Annotated in this window: 13 protein-coding genes; 6 read left to right on the top strand and 7 right to left on the bottom strand. The window is 45.1% G+C overall.

The annotated features are described in order from the left end of the window. Positions 1-43: 43 nt before the first annotated feature. Both SJY39_RS21110 and SJY39_RS21105 read right to left on the bottom strand, forming a co-directional pair. Complete coding sequence (locus SJY39_RS21110; protein WP_016767550.1) at positions 44-298, bottom strand: hypothetical protein; 255 nt, start codon at positions 296-298, stop codon at positions 44-46. 151 nt (positions 299-449) lie between these two features. Beyond that, positions 450-1,004, bottom strand: a complete 555-nt coding sequence (locus SJY39_RS21105; RefSeq protein WP_010433152.1) for a TMEM165/GDT1 family protein — start codon at positions 1,002-1,004, stop codon at positions 450-452. A gap of 420 nt (positions 1,005-1,424) precedes the next feature. Between SJY39_RS21105 and glyQ the strand changes: the two genes are divergently transcribed. The 4 genes from glyQ (at position 1,425) to SJY39_RS21085 (ending at position 8,218) form a co-directional block, all read left to right on the top strand. Further along, the gene (glyQ, locus tag SJY39_RS21100; RefSeq protein ID WP_016793481.1) at positions 1,425-2,354 is read left to right on the top strand and encodes a glycine--tRNA ligase subunit alpha; all 930 of its coding nucleotides are present in this window, start codon (positions 1,425-1,427) and stop codon (positions 2,352-2,354) included. A 2-nt stretch (positions 2,355-2,356) separates the two neighbouring features. Then, entirely contained in the window at positions 2,357-4,423 is a 2,067-nt protein-coding gene (gene glyS / locus SJY39_RS21095) for a glycine--tRNA ligase subunit beta (protein ID WP_016784135.1), read from the top strand. 202 nt (positions 4,424-4,625) lie between these two features. After that, a complete protein-coding gene (locus SJY39_RS21090; RefSeq protein WP_016767548.1) occupies positions 4,626-6,713 on the top strand; it encodes an alpha-amylase in 2,088 nt (695 codons plus the stop codon). A 254-nt stretch (positions 6,714-6,967) separates the two neighbouring features. After that, positions 6,968-8,218: a valine--pyruvate transaminase gene (locus SJY39_RS21085; RefSeq protein ID WP_016790455.1), complete on the top strand. Its 1,251-nt coding sequence runs from the start codon at positions 6,968-6,970 to the stop codon at positions 8,216-8,218. Between the two features lie 107 nt (positions 8,219-8,325). Here SJY39_RS21085 and SJY39_RS21080 read toward each other — a convergent pair whose 3' ends face one another. After that, a complete protein-coding gene (locus SJY39_RS21080) occupies positions 8,326-8,760 on the bottom strand; it encodes an Hsp20 family protein (protein WP_010433156.1) in 435 nt (144 codons plus the stop codon). A 142-nt stretch (positions 8,761-8,902) separates the two neighbouring features. Between SJY39_RS21080 and SJY39_RS21075 the strand changes: the two genes are divergently transcribed. Beyond that, positions 8,903-9,025 carry a hypothetical protein gene (locus SJY39_RS21075; protein WP_022570905.1) on the top strand — a complete coding sequence of 41 codons (123 nt, stop codon included), beginning with the start codon at positions 8,903-8,905 and terminating at the stop codon, positions 9,023-9,025. Between the two features lie 271 nt (positions 9,026-9,296). On the opposite strand, the gene gyrB is transcribed toward SJY39_RS21075, so the two are convergent. From gyrB to dnaA, 4 genes are all read right to left on the bottom strand, one after another. Continuing rightward, positions 9,297-11,714, bottom strand: a complete 2,418-nt coding sequence (gyrB, locus tag SJY39_RS21070) for a DNA topoisomerase (ATP-hydrolyzing) subunit B (protein ID WP_016767545.1) — start codon at positions 11,712-11,714, stop codon at positions 9,297-9,299. A gap of 17 nt (positions 11,715-11,731) precedes the next feature. Beyond that, complete coding sequence (recF, locus tag SJY39_RS21065) at positions 11,732-12,811, bottom strand: DNA replication/repair protein RecF (protein WP_010433158.1); 1,080 nt, start codon at positions 12,809-12,811, stop codon at positions 11,732-11,734. A gap of 53 nt (positions 12,812-12,864) precedes the next feature. Continuing rightward, positions 12,865-13,965, bottom strand: a complete 1,101-nt coding sequence (gene dnaN, locus SJY39_RS21060) for a DNA polymerase III subunit beta (protein ID WP_010433159.1) — start codon at positions 13,963-13,965, stop codon at positions 12,865-12,867. 81 nt (positions 13,966-14,046) lie between these two features. Further along, positions 14,047-15,468: a chromosomal replication initiator protein DnaA gene (gene dnaA, locus SJY39_RS21055; RefSeq protein ID WP_016784132.1), complete on the bottom strand. Its 1,422-nt coding sequence runs from the start codon at positions 15,466-15,468 to the stop codon at positions 14,047-14,049. Positions 15,469-15,778: 310 nt separating this feature from the next. On the opposite strand from dnaA, the gene SJY39_RS21050 reads away from it, so the two are divergent. After that, positions 15,779-16,528 (top strand): amino acid ABC transporter substrate-binding protein, encoded by a 750-nt coding sequence (locus SJY39_RS21050; RefSeq protein WP_016784131.1) that lies wholly within the window; start codon positions 15,779-15,781, stop codon positions 16,526-16,528. The last annotated feature ends 110 nt before the right edge of the window (positions 16,529-16,638 follow it).

Genomic DNA, 16,638 nt, shown 5'->3' with positions numbered 1-16,638 from the left:
CTTATGTTCTTAAACAGAACTCAGAGTACGAGCGGCTTTTTGTTTATTCGTTTCTAGACTTGTTTTGCAGATGCTCGAGCTGATGCTGAATTTCTCGGATATCTTTGCGCATCGGAATAATATGCGCGACCCGAATCCAAGCCTCTACCGCAAGCGCAGTCATGATGATGGCACCCGCGACCATTGGTAGCCACATGTCCGTCAACACCATGCCTAATAATGTAAGTGCAAGACCAAAAGTAAATAGATAACTTTGGCTTTGTGGAGTAATACCCATATAACGCGTCAACATAATCATGCCCTCGTGTTCTTAACTCACAATATTAAAATATCATGACAAGTATGACAGTTATATGTCCATTCGCTCGATAAACCCCACAATACTGTAAGAGTATGACCTACAACACATTACTCTACTGATTGAGTATAATAAGACTCAATACTACCTGTTAATAGAAAGCCGCAGCGATAGCTAAACCCACGAATAATAAGGCCGTGATCTTACGAATCAGGTCAAGCGGCATCTTATCTGCCGACAACTTACCGATGATAACCACTGGCACATTCGCCAATAACATACCGATCGTAGTACCTAGAATCACCCACATTAATGCATCAGAGTATTGAGCCCCTAGAATGGAGGTCGCTATCTGGGTTTTATCACCAATCTCAGCAATGAAGAACGCGATGAAACTGGCGACAAACGGGCCTCGGTTTGAGATCTGCTCATCGTCATCCAACTTATCGGGAATCAGAATCCAGCCCGCCATAGCGATGAAACTGACCACCAGCACCCACTTTAAAACTTCAGGTGAAAGATAATCGGCGACTACAACCCCGAGCCATGCAGCAAGGGCATGATTGGCAATGGTGGCAAAGAAGATAGCCGCAATGATAGGTATCGGTTTTCGATATCGACTGGCTAATAAAAGGGATAGCAACTGGGTCTTATCACCGATCTCGGCTAAGGCGACAGTTGTAATTGAAATTGCTAAAACGCTCACGACATGCTCATTTGGGATGGAGATTATTATATTTAACCAAAGACAAACCTCGCGCCCCATCCCGGTTCACGATGCTTGTCTAAGGTCTTGCTAAGCGCCACCAAGGTGGTGGTTGCCTCGAACGCCATGATGATTTTGCATCAATTATGTTGACGGACGAACTCATTCAATAGGATATGAATAAGTAAGCTACTCCCCAAAGACCGCGAGATTTTAATCACCCACGCTTTCAAACACAAGTGTCAAACTTATCAAAATATCCACTTGTGCCGAAAAACAAACATTAAAGGCAAAAAAATCCACTAAACGACATTTTAGACCACTAATTAAACAAGATTACCCCTACTCGCTTTACCAATATCTCGGTATACTCAGAGGTTATTTTTATCATTCATTTAAAAGAATCGCGCGAACCTGACTATGCAAAAATACGATATCAAAACCTTCCAGGGAATGATCCTCGCGCTGCAGGATTACTGGGCACAAAACGGTTGTACCATTGTTCAACCACTAGATATGGAAGTAGGTGCTGGCACCTCTCACCCAATGACATGTCTACGTGCACTTGGCCCAGAGCCAATGTCTACGGCGTACGTTCAACCTTCTCGTCGTCCGACCGATGGTCGTTACGGTGAAAACCCGAACCGCCTGCAGCACTACTATCAATTCCAAGTAGCTCTAAAACCTTCTCCAGATAACATCCAGGAGTTGTACTTAGGCTCGCTTGAAGTTCTTGGTGTCGACCCACTTGTTCACGACATTCGCTTCGTTGAAGATAACTGGGAAAACCCAACACTAGGCGCATGGGGCCTTGGTTGGGAAGTATGGCTAAACGGCATGGAAGTAACTCAGTTTACTTACTTCCAACAGGTTGGCGGCATTGAGTGTAAGCCTGTAACTGGCGAGATCACTTACGGTATCGAGCGTCTAGCAATGTACATCCAGGAAGTAGATTCTGTTTACGACCTTGTATGGAACGTAGCACCAGACGGTTCTAATGTGACTTACGGTGACATCTTCCACCAAAACGAAGTTGAGCAATCAACATACAACTTCGAGCACGCAGACGTAGATTTCCTATTCACTTTCTTCGACCAGTGCGAAAAAGAGTGTAAAGAGCTACTTGAGCTTGAGAAGCCACTGCCGCTTCCAGCTTACGAGCGCATTCTAAAAGCAGGTCACGCATTCAACATCCTTGATGCGCGCAAAGCTATCTCTGTAACAGAGCGTCAACGTTACATCCTTCGTATCCGCAACCTGACTAAAGCTGTTGCAGAAGCGTACTACGCGTCACGTGAAGCACTTGGCTTCCCAATGTGCCGATCTGTAGAAGAAAAGGAAGGTAAATAATCATGGCGAAGAATTTTCTAATTGAACTGGGTACGGAAGAGCTTCCACCAACGGCACTTCGTTCTCTAGCAGAAGCCTTTGCTTCTAACTTTGAAGCGGGTCTTAAAACGGCTGAGCTTTCTCACGAAGGCATCAAGTGGTACGCAGCACCTCGTCGTCTAGCTCTTAAAGTAACCGCACTGGCTGAAGGCCAAGCTGACAAAGTCGTTGAAAAGCGTGGTCCTGCTGTTTCTGTAGCATTCGATGCTGAAGGCAACGCGACTAAAGCAGCACAAGGTTGGGCTCGTGGTAACGGTATCACTGTTGAGCAAGCTGACCGTCTGAAAACAGACAAAGGCGAGTGGCTTCTTTTCAAACAAGAAGTAGCTGGCAAACCTGTTCAAGAATTGGTGATGGATATCGCTGCGAAAGCACTGGCTGGCCTACCAATCCCTAAAGCGATGCGCTGGGGTAACTCAGACATTCAATTTATCCGTCCAGTAAAAACACTGACAGTACTACTAGGTGATGAGCTTGTTGAAGGCGAAATCCTAGGTGTAGCATCTGCTCGTACTATCCGTGGCCACCGTTTCATGGGCGAACAAGAGTTTACAATCGATTCTGCTGACCAATACCCTGCGATCCTAGAAGAGCGCGGTAAAGTAATGGCAGATTACGAAGCACGTAAAGCGATCATCCTTGCTGATTCGCAAAAAGCGGCAGCAGCGGTTGGCGGTAAAGCTGACCTAGAAGATGACCTTGTTGAAGAAGTAACGTCTCTGGTTGAATGGCCAGTAGTACTTACAGCGAAGTTTGAAGAAGAATTCCTAAAAGTCCCTTCTGAAGCTTTGGTTTACACCATGAAAGGCGACCAGAAGTACTTCCCAGTGTATGACGCTGATAAGAACCTTCTGCCAAACTTCATCTTCGTTTCGAACATCGAGTCTAAAGAGCCTCGTCACGTAATCGAAGGTAACGAGAAGGTTGTACGTCCACGTCTAGCTGATGCTGAGTTCTTCTTCAACACAGACCGTAAGCGTCCGCTTATCGACCGTCTTGCTGAACTAGAGCAAGCTATCTTCCAGAAGCAACTGGGCACTATCAAAGACAAAACCGACCGCATCACAGAACTTGCTGGCTACATTGCTGAGAAAATCGATGCTGACGTTGAAAAGTCTAAGCGTGCTGGCCTACTGGCTAAGTGTGACCTAATGACATCAATGGTATTCGAATTTACGGATACTCAAGGTGTGATGGGGATGCACTACGCGACTCACGATGGTGAAGACGAGCAAGTAGCACTGGCACTTTACGAGCAGTACATGCCTCGTTTCGCGGGTGACACACTACCAAGCACTGGTATTTCTTCTGCAGTCGCAATGGCAGACAAGCTAGACACTATCGTAGGTATCTTCGGTATTGGCCAAGCACCAAAAGGTTCTGACCCATTCGCTCTACGTCGTGCATCACTAGGTGTGCTACGTATCATCGTTGAAAACGGCTACAACCTAGACCTAACCGATCTAATCGGTAAAGCGAAAGAGCTACTAGGCGACAAGCTAACTAACGACAACGTTGAAGCTGACGTTATCGACTTCATGCTAGGTCGTTTCCGCGCATGGTACCAAGATGCTGGTTTCAGCGTTGATATCATCCAAGCGGTACTAGCACGTCGTCCAACTAAACCTGCTGATTTTGACCAACGTGTTAAAGCGGTTTCTCACTTCCGTGAACTGGAAGCAGCAGAAGCACTAGCAGCAGCGAACAAGCGTGTAGGTAATATCCTTGCGAAATTCGATGGCGAGCTACCAGCAGAAATCGATCTAGCACTTCTTCAAGAAGACGCAGAGAAAGCACTGGCTGAAAACGTTGAAGTAATGACAGAAGCACTAGAACCAGCATTCGCGACAGGCAACTACCAAGAAGCCCTAAGCAAACTTGCTGACTTACGTGAACCCGTTGATGCATTCTTCGATAACGTAATGGTTATGGCTGATGATGAAGCGCTTAAGAAGAACCGTCTAACGCTACTGAACAACCTACGTAACCTGTTCCTACAGATTGCTGACATCTCTCTACTGCAAAAATAAGCACGAGTGAGACAGTTGCTCTTAGTCATACTCTGAGTAACTAACAGTAAATACCCAAAGGGAAGCGAAAGCTTCCCTTTTTGTTTTTGTGAACCAAGCATTTGTTTGTAGAGGTGTTATTGATTAACTGAATGAAACAGCACTCAGACTGTAGAGGGTATTGTTTGCTATAAATAACCTGTTTATTCAGGGGAAGGGAACAATGAAAAAGACAGTACTCGCGCTTTCAATACTCGCACTCAGCGCATGCAGCCAAACCAATGACAACAATCTACTGCTGACAATTGATAACGACACTGTCGTATTCGAATCATCCGGTAAAGGCACCGTGATTGCAGAACAGGAGCTCGCTAAAGGTAGTTATACCTTCTCTATCAGCGACGCTCAAAGTACCTGTGGTACTAACTTTGCTCTGGCTGAAGAGAGTCGCATCAAATTCAATAAACCCCTTCGCCTAGACGACTGCGCCGAAAAGTCCGAAATCGCTATTAAAGTCTTTCGCGCTAACACCTATCAATTTACACTCAACCCACAGACCAATGAACTCACGGTTCAGATAAAGCCAAAGCAGCAACAAGTTCAAAGCTTTGCCTGCCCAATACCTAGTGACCAGCCAACCACCATCAACGTTGCTCAAACCTTTGATGATGGTACCTTGGTAAGAGACGCCCTTTCAGGCAAACAAATCACAGTAACTAATGGCAGCGTCACCATGCAGCCTGCAGAAAACAGCCAAGGTATTCTGCTACTAGAGAAAGTAGAACCAGAAACCAAAGCCGATTTTAGTTGGGATAACGCCACGGTTTACTTCGTAATGACTGACCGTTTCCACAATGGCAACCCTGACAACGACAACAGCTATGGTCGCAGCCAAGATGGACAAGACGAAATCGGCACCTTCCACGGTGGTGACCTAGCAGGCTTAACCGAAAAGCTCGACTACATTGAATCGCTCGGGGCCAATGCTATCTGGATTACCTCTCCACTAGAGCAAATCCACGGCTGGGTTGGCGGTGGTGATCGCGGTGACTTCAAACACTATGGCTATCACGGCTATTACCATCAAGACTGGACCAAGCTTGATGACAACATGGGTACCGAAGACGAGCTGAAAACCTTCATCGATACCGCGCACAGCAAAGGCATTCGTGTTGTTTGGGACGTGGTGATGAACCACACTGGCTACGCCACGCTTGCCGACATGCAAGAGTTTGATTTTGGTAAACTCAACCTGACCGATGAACAAGCTAAACAAACGCTTGGTGAAAACTGGACAGATTGGCAACCCGCTAAAGGTCAGAACTGGCACTACTTCAACAACTACATCTCATACAGCGATAAAGAAGCATGGGAAAAGTGGTGGGGCAAAGCTTGGCTGCGCAGTGATATCGGAGCCTATGACTCTCCAGGTTACAATAACCTCACCATGTCTTTGGCGCATTTACCCGATTTCAAAACAGAATCGACAGAGACCACTGGGCTACCTAACTTCTATCGCAACAAGTCCACCAGCGCCACGGATGAACTCCAAACCCCTCGTGAACATCTAATCACTTGGTTGTCTGACTGGGTACGTGAATATGGCGTTGATGGTTTTAGAGTCGATACCGCCAAGCACGTTGAGTTAGACGCGTGGGCAGAGCTTAAAGAGAGCACTAACCAAGCGCTTGCAGAATGGAAGCAAAACAACCCAGACAAAGCCCTGGATGACCTACCTTTTTGGATGACAGGCGAAGTATGGGCACACAGCGTAGTCAAATCAGACTATTTTGCTAACGGCTTTGATTCGATCATCAACTTTGAATTCCAGAGTGATATCGCACCAAAGGCGCTCAAGTGCCTATCCGATCTTGATGCTGATTACCTTCGTTACGCAGAGAAGATCAACAACGACAGCGAATTCAACGTACTGAGTTACCTATCGTCTCACGACACCTCTCTATTCTGGACACAACATGGCAGCGACTTTGCGAAACAGACCAAAGCTGCAAACGCGTTGATGCTGGCTCCCGGTGCGGTGCAGATCTATTACGGAGATGAAATCGCTCGTGATTTCGGCCCAACAGGCTCAGACCCAATGCAAGGTACTCGATCTGACATGCCTTGGGATCAAATCACAGGCGAACGAGCAGAATTGCTGGAACACTGGCAAGCACTTGGCCAATTCCGCCAACGACACCCAGCAGTAGCTCAAGGTAAGCACATCATCCGCAACAACAAGGGCTACTATGCGTTCGAACGCCAATACCGAGATGACAAAGTATTGGTTGTTTACACCGGAACGAAGTAAACATTCATTGAAATAATCCGCAAAATTAAAAGGAGAAGCTTAGGCTTCTCCTTTTTTGATCACGAAACACTCGTTCAATAAGAAAGCAGACACTCATTAGTTAAACTTTATAGAAGTTTTTTTCGTGTTAGAGCATTTGGCGCTATGCGTCGCAAAAACATTGCGGTATGTTCAAGGAATACACTGTTGGTAGACATAAGGTCTGCCTTAATGACACATAACAAGCAATCACAATGAATTAGGTAAAATAAGTAATGCAGTTCTCTAAGTTTGGTGAAAAATTTAATCGATACTCTGGAATCACTCGTTTAATGGATGATTTGAATGATGGCCTGCGCACTCCTGGCGCAATCATGCTCGGTGGTGGCAACCCAGCCGCTATCCCAGCCATGCTCGATTACTTTAACCAAGCCAGTGCCGATATGCTCGCCAGTGGAGAACTCATCGCCGCCCTCGCTAACTACGATGGTCCGCAGGGCAAAAACAGCTTTATTAAGTCGTTAGCGGCAATGCTGAAAGAAACTTATGACTGGGACATCAGCGAAAAGAACATCAGCCTAACCAACGGCAGTCAAAGTGGCTTCTTTTACCTCTTCAACCTGTTAGCAGGTCAACAACCAGACGGTTCTCACAAGAAAATCTTGTTGCCGATCGCACCGGAATATATCGGCTACGGCGATGCTGGCATTGATGACGATATTTTTATCTCTTACCACCCAGAAATCGAGCTTCTTGAAAATAGACAGTTCAAATACCACGTTGATTTTGAAAAGCTTAAGGTTGACGACTCGGTTTCCGCCATCTGTGCTTCTCGCCCAACCAACCCAACCGGTAACGTGCTGACCGACGAAGAAGTACGTAAACTGGATAAACTTGCGCGCGAAAACAACATACCGCTATTGATCGATAATGCCTATGGCTTGCCGTTTCCAAACATCATCTTTGAAGATGTCGAACCGTTCTGGAATGAAAACACCATTCTGTGCATGAGCTTATCTAAGCTTGGTTTGCCTGGTGTGCGTTGCGGTATCGTGATTGCGAGCGAAGAAGTAACACAAGCTCTGACCAACATGAATGGCATTATCAGCCTAGCACCTAATAGTGTTGGCCCTGCGATTGCTAACCACATGATTGAAAAAGGCGATTTACTGCGCTTAAGTAGCGAGGTAATCAAACCTTTCTATAAAGATAAATCTCTACGTGCAGTTGAGCTCTTACAAGAAGCGATCGATGACCCTCGCTTCCGTATCCACAAGCCTGAAGGCGCGATTTTCTTATGGCTATGGTTTGATGAGTTGCCAATTACCACCATGGAGCTGTACGACCGCCTCAAAGCTCGTGGCGTATTGATTGTTCCTGGTGAATACTTCTTTATCGGCCAAGAAGACGAGTGGGATCATGCTCACCAGTGCTTACGTATGAACTACGTGCAAGATGATGAAGCAATGCAGAAAGGCATTTCAATCATTGCAGAGGAAGTGAAAAAGGCTTACTCAGAACAGTAATCAAAGCTTTTAGGTTACTGTAGGCCAAATACAAAAAAGAGCACCTCATAAGGTGCTCTTTCACTTTTACTTTCCGATATTTATTAGCTCAAATGAGCTAATAACGCTTAACCTTCTAGAAGACTATTACCATTAATAGCAATCTTACGCGGTTGCATCGCTTCTGGGATCTCGCGTTCTAGGTCGATGTGAAGGAGACCATTTTCCATGCTTGCGCCTACCACTTTTACATAGTCAGCCAGTTGGAATTTACGTTCGAAATCGCGCTCTGCAATACCTTGATATACGAAGGTTTTCTCTACTTCTTCTTTACGCTCACCTTTCACAATTAGCGTATTCTCTTTTTGAGTCAGATCTAATTGGTCATCTGCAAAGCCAGCGACTGCCATAGTAATACGGTAGTTATTCTCGTCTTTTTGCTCGATGTTATAAGGAGGGTAACCGCCAGAAGTATTTTTCGATGTGTTCGCTTCCATCATGTTGAATAGACGATCGAAGCCGATTGCGTTGCGGTAAAGTGGAGTGAAATCTACAGTTCTCATAATGCTATCCTTTTAGTAAGCAATAGTCTTAGCTGTGATTTTTACTAAGATCGAACTTGTGAGTGACCCAGTAAACAGCTAAGGGATTCAGTTTGCATTCCTCGGGTTTCGCCTCTTTTGGCGACAACGCTGGGACATGACAATGAATCAATTTTTAAATTGTGTGCTGCCAAAGTTATCCTCTATTGAGCGATACTCTAGCAACGGTTATGAAGGTTCTGTTTCTTCTCTTGTAGAGCAAGACAGTCATCCTCTTCACAACTAGATATGTGGATTGAGCAAAATAGTTTCAAGGGATTATTTTCAATTATTTTTTCAACTCAATATTTTTCAAGACCTTACCGACACAAAAAAGCACCGCCAATAGGCAGTGCTTTCATAATTTTATGAACTTAATCAATACAACGAAGACATCAATTTAATTGCTTCGAGGATAAGTTAGTTCGCATTAGTTCAAGCAAGGCGCACGCAGCATACAAGTGTATGTGAGTACGCCGAACGCAGAAATCATGCGAAATAACGACGCATCGCAGTAATTAAACGTCTAAGTTTGCTACTTTCAATGCATTCTCTTCGATGAAGTTACGACGAGGCTCTACTTGGTCGCCCATCAACGTTGTAAACAACAGATCTGCACCAACGGCATCGTCAATGGTTACTTGCATCATACGGCGAGTTTCAGGATCCATTGTCGTTTCCCAAAGCTGGTCAGGGTTCATCTCACCTAGACCTTTGTATCGTTGCAAGCTTAAGCCACGACGAGACTCTTTCACCAACCAGTTCAGAGCTTCAACAAAGCTAGAAACCGCTTGAGTACGCTCACCACGCTTGATGTAAGCGCCTTCTTCAATCAAGCCATCAAGGGCTTCAGATAGATCAGCCAGCTTCGCGAACTCTTTCGAGTTAATCAGATCAATGCTTAGTAGGTGTTCATGAGTTACACCATGAGTACGAACCACGATCTTAGGTACGCTCAAACCTAGCTCTTCATGTTTTTCAACTTCAAGGCTGTATTGGCTAGCACCGACTTCTTTCGCGTTTAGCTGTTCTACAAGCTGCTTACCCCAAGCTTCAACTGCCACGTCATCATGACACTGCTCAGCCGTTAGACGAGGAACGTAAATCAGTTCGTGAACCAATGCGCGTGGGTAACGGCGGCTCATGCGGTCAACAAGCTTAATACCCGCATTGTATTGCTGAACAAGCTTCTCTAGACCTTCACCTGCGAACGCTGGCGCTTCAGGGTTTACGTGCAGTTCTGCATTGTCTAAAGCCAAAGATACTTGATACTGGTTCATCGCATCTTCATCTTTAATGTATTGCTCTTGCTTACCTTTCTTCACTTTGTAAAGTGGCGGTTGAGCAATGTAAATGTAACCACGTTCAATCAGCTCAGGCATTTGACGGTAGAAGAACGTCAGTAGCAGTGTACGGATGTGAGAACCATCGACATCGGCATCGGTCATGATAATGATGTTATGGTAACGCAGTTTGTCTGGGTTGTATTCGTCACGGCCAATACCACAACCAAGTGCAGTGATTAACGTTGCGACTTCTTGAGAAGACAGCATTTTATCGAAACGTGCTTTCTCTACGTTAAGGATTTTACCTTTAAGCGGTAGGATTGCTTGGTTCTTACGGTTACGCCCCTGCTTAGCTGATCCGCCAGCAGAGTCTCCTTCCACAATATACAGTTCAGACAGTGCAGGATCTTTTTCCTGACAGTCAGCGAGTTTACCTGGAAGGCCTGCTAAATCTAATGCGCCTTTACGACGTGTCATCTCACGCGCTTTACGCGCTGCATCACGAGCTCGTGCTGCATCGATAATTTTCGAACAAACGATTTTCGCTTCACCTGGATTCTCAATGAGGAACTCAGACAATTTCTCACCCATAGTAGACTCTACGGCAGACTTCACTTCTGAAGAAACCAGCTTGTCTTTAGTTTGGCTTGAGAACTTAGGATCTGGCACTTTCACCGAAACAATCGCCGTCAAACCTTCACGAGCATCATCACCTGATGTTGAAGTCTTCGCTTTCTTCGAGAAGCCTTCTTTGTCCATAAAGCTATTCAATGTACGAGTTAGTGCAGCACGGAAACCTGCTAAGTGAGCACCACCATCGCGTTGAGGGATGTTGTTGGTGAAACAGTAGATGTTTTCTTGGTAGCCATCATTCCACTGCATCGCAACTTCAACGGTAATACCGTCTTCACGCTCAGAGTTAAAGTGGAAGATTTTTTGGATGATTGGCGTTTTGTTAGTATTAAGGTGCTCAACAAACGCTTGGATACCGCCTTCGTATTCGAAGTGATCCATTTTGTCTTCTTCGCGCTCGTCAATCAGCTTAATTGACACACCTGAGTTCAAGAATGATAGCTCACGTAGACGCTTAGCTAAAATATCATAATGGAACTCGATGTTAGTAAAGGTTTCTTCACTCGGCCAGAAACGAATCTCTGTACCGGTTTTATCCGTGTCACCGATAACAGCTAGTGGCGCTTGAGGCTCACCGTGGCTGTAGGTTTGAGTGTGGATTTTGCCACCACGGTGGATAGTAAGAGTAACTTGCTTAGAAAGTGCGTTAACTACTGAAACACCAACACCATGCAGACCACCAGATACCTTGTACGAGTTATCATCGAACTTACCACCAGCGTGAAGAACCGTCATGATTACTTCTGCTGCTGATACGTTTTCTTCTGGGTGCAATTCTGTTGGGATACCACGGCCGTCATCGCTTACAGACACAGAACTATCTTCATGGATAGTTACAATAATGTCATTACAGTGACCAGCTAGCGCTTCATCAATAGAGTTATCTACCACCTCAAAAACCATGTGGTGCAGACCGGTACCATCATCCGTGTCGCCAATGTACATTCCAGGACGCTTACGTACCGCATCCAGACCCTTCAGTACTTTAATACTCGATGAATCGTAATTATCTGACATAGTTACTCTCTGACTAATTATCCTTGCTCTATTTTGCCATGTTCCACATGAAACATCCTGCTATTTTCGTCATGCATATCAGCAATCTGATCAGCGGTAATAGAGCTTACAAAAACTTGAGCCTTAGTCGCCTTTAAACACTCAGCAAGACGTGCTCGGCGTTGGCTATCTAATTCGGAAGCGAAGTCATCTATTAAATAGATGCACTGCTTACCTGTCATTTGGGTGAGGTGCTGCCCTTGTGCTACGCGCAACGCGCACACCATCAACTTCAATTGACCTCGTGACAAGACATCTTCCACTGGAGTGCCGTTCACTTTTATCTTTAGATCCGCTTTGTTTGGCCCACTAAATGTGTAACCAAGCTGCTGATCCCTTTCAAAATTCTTTTCTAATATCTCAGCGTATGGGGTGTCTTTATCCCAACCACGATAGTAGTTAATCTTTATCTCAAACTCAGGAAGGAAGGTCGCACAGATTTCCTCTGCCACTTCTTTTAACTGCTCAACGTAGGTAGCGCGCCATTGGCTGATGCTTTCTGCTAAACGGGCTAATTCTTGATCCCAATAGCTTAGCTCTCGATAATTCGTTGCCGTTTTCAATAATGCATTACGCTGTTTATTGAGTCGCTTGACCCTGCCCCATGCATCATAAAAACCAGACTCACTATGGAAGACTCCCCAATCAATGAATGCCCGGCGATGTTTAGGTCCATCCGTCAGTAAATCAAACCCTTCAGGATGAATCAACTGCAATGGTAATACTTGAGCTAGCTGAGCTAATTTTTGCCCAGTTTGACCGCTTATTTTAACCTCTGTCGTGCCATCGCGCTGCTTATTAATGCCAATTGGCAGCTCAAATTGATCCGAGGTCATAAAACGGCCATGAACAAACAGTTCGCTACACTCATTTTGAATGATACGACCGGTTAATGAGCTTTTGAATGAGCGACCATGTCCGAGCAGATACACCGCTTCCAGGACACTGGTTTTGCCGCTACCGTTAGCCCCTATAAGAAAGTTAAAGCCTGATGACGGTTGAATGTCACAGGCTTCTATATTTCTAAATTGCTTAACGATTAAGCGCGATAAAGGCATAACGTCTTCATATTAATCTTCAATCACGACTCGGTAGGTCAACATATTGCAGCTTATAAACGAATTGGCATAACAACGTACATCGCGCTGTCATCTTGTGCATTTTCAATCAAGGCACTCGCATTAGCGTCTGACATTGAGATACGAACTTGTTCACAACGCAGTGTGTTCAGAACATCCAATACGTAGCTTACGTTAAAGCCAATCTCTAGCGCGTCACCGTCGAAGTTAACATCTAGCACTTCTTCTGCTTCTTCTTGTTCTGGGTTGTTCGCTGTAATACGCATCTCGCTATCCACAAGATTAACTCGAACACCACGGAATTTTTCATTCGACAGAATCGCTGCACGAGAAAATGCGGAGCGTAATTCATCACAACCGGCTTCAAGTGTCTTGGTAGTATTTTGCGGCATTACGCGGCGATAATCAGGGAAACGACCATCAACGAGCTTAGAAGTAAAGACATAGTTGTTCACTTCAGCACGCACATTAGAGTTGCCAATTTGCAGCGTTACAGGCTGTTCAGGCGCATCCAATAACTTCACTAGCTCTTGAACACCTTTACGGGGAACAATGATCTGCTTCTGGGCAAAGTCAGCACCCAATTGCGCTTGAGATACTGCCATACGGTGACCATCAGTCGCTACGCTGCGTAAGATAGAACCTTCAATCTCAAACAACATGCCGTTGAGGTAGTAACGAACATCCTGGTTCGCCATTGAGAATTGGGTTTTCTCGATAAGACCGCGTAGCTCAGCCTGTGTCACAGACACTTCAACTTCACTGCTCCAGTCTTCAATGTTTGGAAAATCTGCCGCTGGTAATGTTGCCAATGAGAAACGGCTACGACCAGAGCGAACCTGAATACGGTCACCATCCAATACCACAGTGATCACTGAGCTGTCTGGTAAACCACGGCAAATATCTAGGAACTTACGTGAAGGCACAGTAATGCTGCCCGCTTCGAAATCACCTTCAAGCGTTACACGGCTGATCAATTCAACTTCTAGATCCGTCGCTGTCATCGACAACACGTTATCTTCTACTTTAATTAGTAGGTTTCCTAGAATTGGAAGCGTTGGCCTGCCACCGAGTGCGCCAGATACTTGTTGTAATGGCTTAATCAGGTGACTACGTTCAATGGTAAATTTCATATCTTGCTCTTACGGTCTAAATGGCACTGCGTAATAGTACGTGGCCAAGATTCTGCTTATTAAGGTTAAGAATACTGTGTATTAAGAAGAAAGGGTACGAATCAAGTTCGAATAATCTTCTTTAATGTCGTGGCTCTCTTCACGCAGCTGAGCAATTTTACGACAAGCATGCAGTACAGTCGTGTGGTCACGGCCACCGAATGCATCGCCAATCTCAGGCAAGCTGTGGTTTGTTAGCTCTTTAGCCAGAGCCATCGCCAATTGACGTGGACGAGCAACAGAACGAGAGCGACGTTTCGACAAGAGATCGGCTACTTTGATTTTGTAGTACTCGGCTACTGTCTTCTGAATATTATCAATGGTGACCAATTTCTCTTGCAGTGCAAGTAGGTCACGCAGTGCTTCACGTACGAAATCGATCGTAATCGGGCGACCAGTGAAGTTCGCATTCGCGATAACACGGTTCAATGCGCCTTCCAGTTCACGAACGTTAGAACGTAGACGCTTAGCAATAAAGAAAGCCACTTCATCCGCAAGGTGGATTTGGTGGTCTTCTGCTTTCTTCATCAAGATAGCAACCCGCGTTTCAAGCTCTGGTGGCTCAATCGCAACCGTCAAACCCCAACCGAAGCGAGATTTAAGGCGATCCTCTACCCCGTTGATCTCTTTAGGATAACGGTCAGAAGTTAGGATGATCTGTTGGTTGCCTTCAAGCAGTGCGTTAAAGGTATGGAAGAACTCTTCTTGAGAGCGCTCTTTATTAGCGAAGAATTGGATATCATCGATAAGCAAAGCATCAACACTACGGTAGTAACGTTTAAATTCTTCGATCGCATTGTTTTGGAGCGCTTTCACCATGTCTTGAACAAAGCGCTCGGAGTGCATGTAAACCACTTTAGCATTCGGTTTATTATCGACAATGGCATTACCCACCGCATGTAACAAGTGCGTTTTACCTAAACCAGTACCACCATACAAAAACAACGGGTTATAAGCTGTTCCTGGGTTATCAGAAACCTGACGTGCCGCAGCCAAACCCAGTTGGTTCGACTTACCTTCAACAAAGTTATTAAACTTATGCTTTGGGTTCACGTTTGAACGGTGGTTAAGGTCAACCGCCACAGGCTCTTCATCGCGCCAGATATTGTGAACAGGCTTACGAGCTTGTAACTGCGCAGGTGCGGATGACTCAGCGGCCACATCGGCTGCCGTACGTGTACGCGCCGGTGCTGGTGTCGCAGGTTTAGGAGCAATCACGCGCTTGCTTCCCACTTCAAAATGCAGATGTGGGATATCGTTACCACAATATTCTTGCAGTAAACGGTTAATGCTATTTAGATACTTATCGCGAACCCAATCGAGTACGAAACGGTTCGGTGCAAATAGAGTTAGAGTATTGTCATTGAGTTCCGCTTGTAACGGACGAACCCACATACTGAATTCTGTAGCTGGTAACTCTTCTTGAAGCTGTTGCAAACACTGCAACCAAAGCGAAGATGACACGGTGCCCTCACTCTATTTAAGTAATATGAAATGACTGCTAATTTTACCTGTTGATAAGTCAGATCACCAGCAATTGATCACAGATCCAGTGAATAAGATCCAAGTTATTCACAATAAATTTGTAATTTATCGGTGGATCCACACATCTTGCCCCTAATTTACTCACATAATGATCCACTTATGCCCGGATCCTTGCTAGTTATCCCCAAAATGGGAATTCAATCTGGTTATGGTTAATAACATCTGGTTATTTATTCTAGAGAGCATTTTCCCAGTAACATCCAATCCCATAAATATAAGGAGTTACCAAATGAATAACTGGATTAAGGCTGCAATTGCGGCTATCGCACTCTCTGCTGCTACTGTTCAAGCTGCGACTGAAGTTAAAGTCGGTATGTCTGGTCGCTATTTCCCGTTTACGTTCGTTAAACAAGACCAACTACAAGGTTTTGAAGTGGATTTATGGGATGAGATCGGTAAGCGTAACGATTACAACGTTGAATACGTAACGGCAAACTTCTCTGGTCTGTTTGGTCTTCTTGAAACGGGTCGAATTGATACCATTTCAAACCAAATTACAATGACGGATGCGCGTAAAGCGAAATATCTTTTCGCAGACCCTTACGTAGTAGACGGCGCACAAATTACCGTTCGTAAAGGTAATGACAGCATCAAAGGAATCGAAGACCTAGATGGTAAGACGGTTGCGGTAAACCTTGGCTCAAACTTTGAGCAACTGCTGCGCAGCTACGACAAAGATGGCAAAATCAATGTGAAAACCTACGATACAGGTATTGAGCATGATGTCGCTCTTGGCCGTGCAGATGCGTTCGTTATGGATCGCCTATCAGCACTAGAACTTATCAAGAAGACAGGTCTACCATTACAGCTAGCGGGACAACCATTCGAAACAATTGAAAACGCTTGGCCTTTCGTTGACAACGACAACGGTAAAAAATTGCAAGCAGAAGTAAATAAAGCATTAGCAGCAATGCGCGAAGATGGTACGTTAGAAAGTATCTCTCAGAAATGGTTTGGTGCGGATATTACTCATAAGTAATTACTCACTTTCTCCATTCAAAGCCCACTGCTTTACACAGCGGTGGGCTTTTTGCTTTTGAGTTCAGATTAAAAAGCCTGATATAACAGTATTTCCAAACAACACTTCCA

The sequence above is a fragment of the Vibrio sp. R78045 genome, from assembly GCF_042466085.1.
Classification (GTDB): domain Bacteria; phylum Pseudomonadota; class Gammaproteobacteria; order Enterobacterales; family Vibrionaceae; genus Vibrio; species Vibrio cyclitrophicus.
This window is presented reverse-complemented; position numbering and strand designations above follow the sequence as displayed.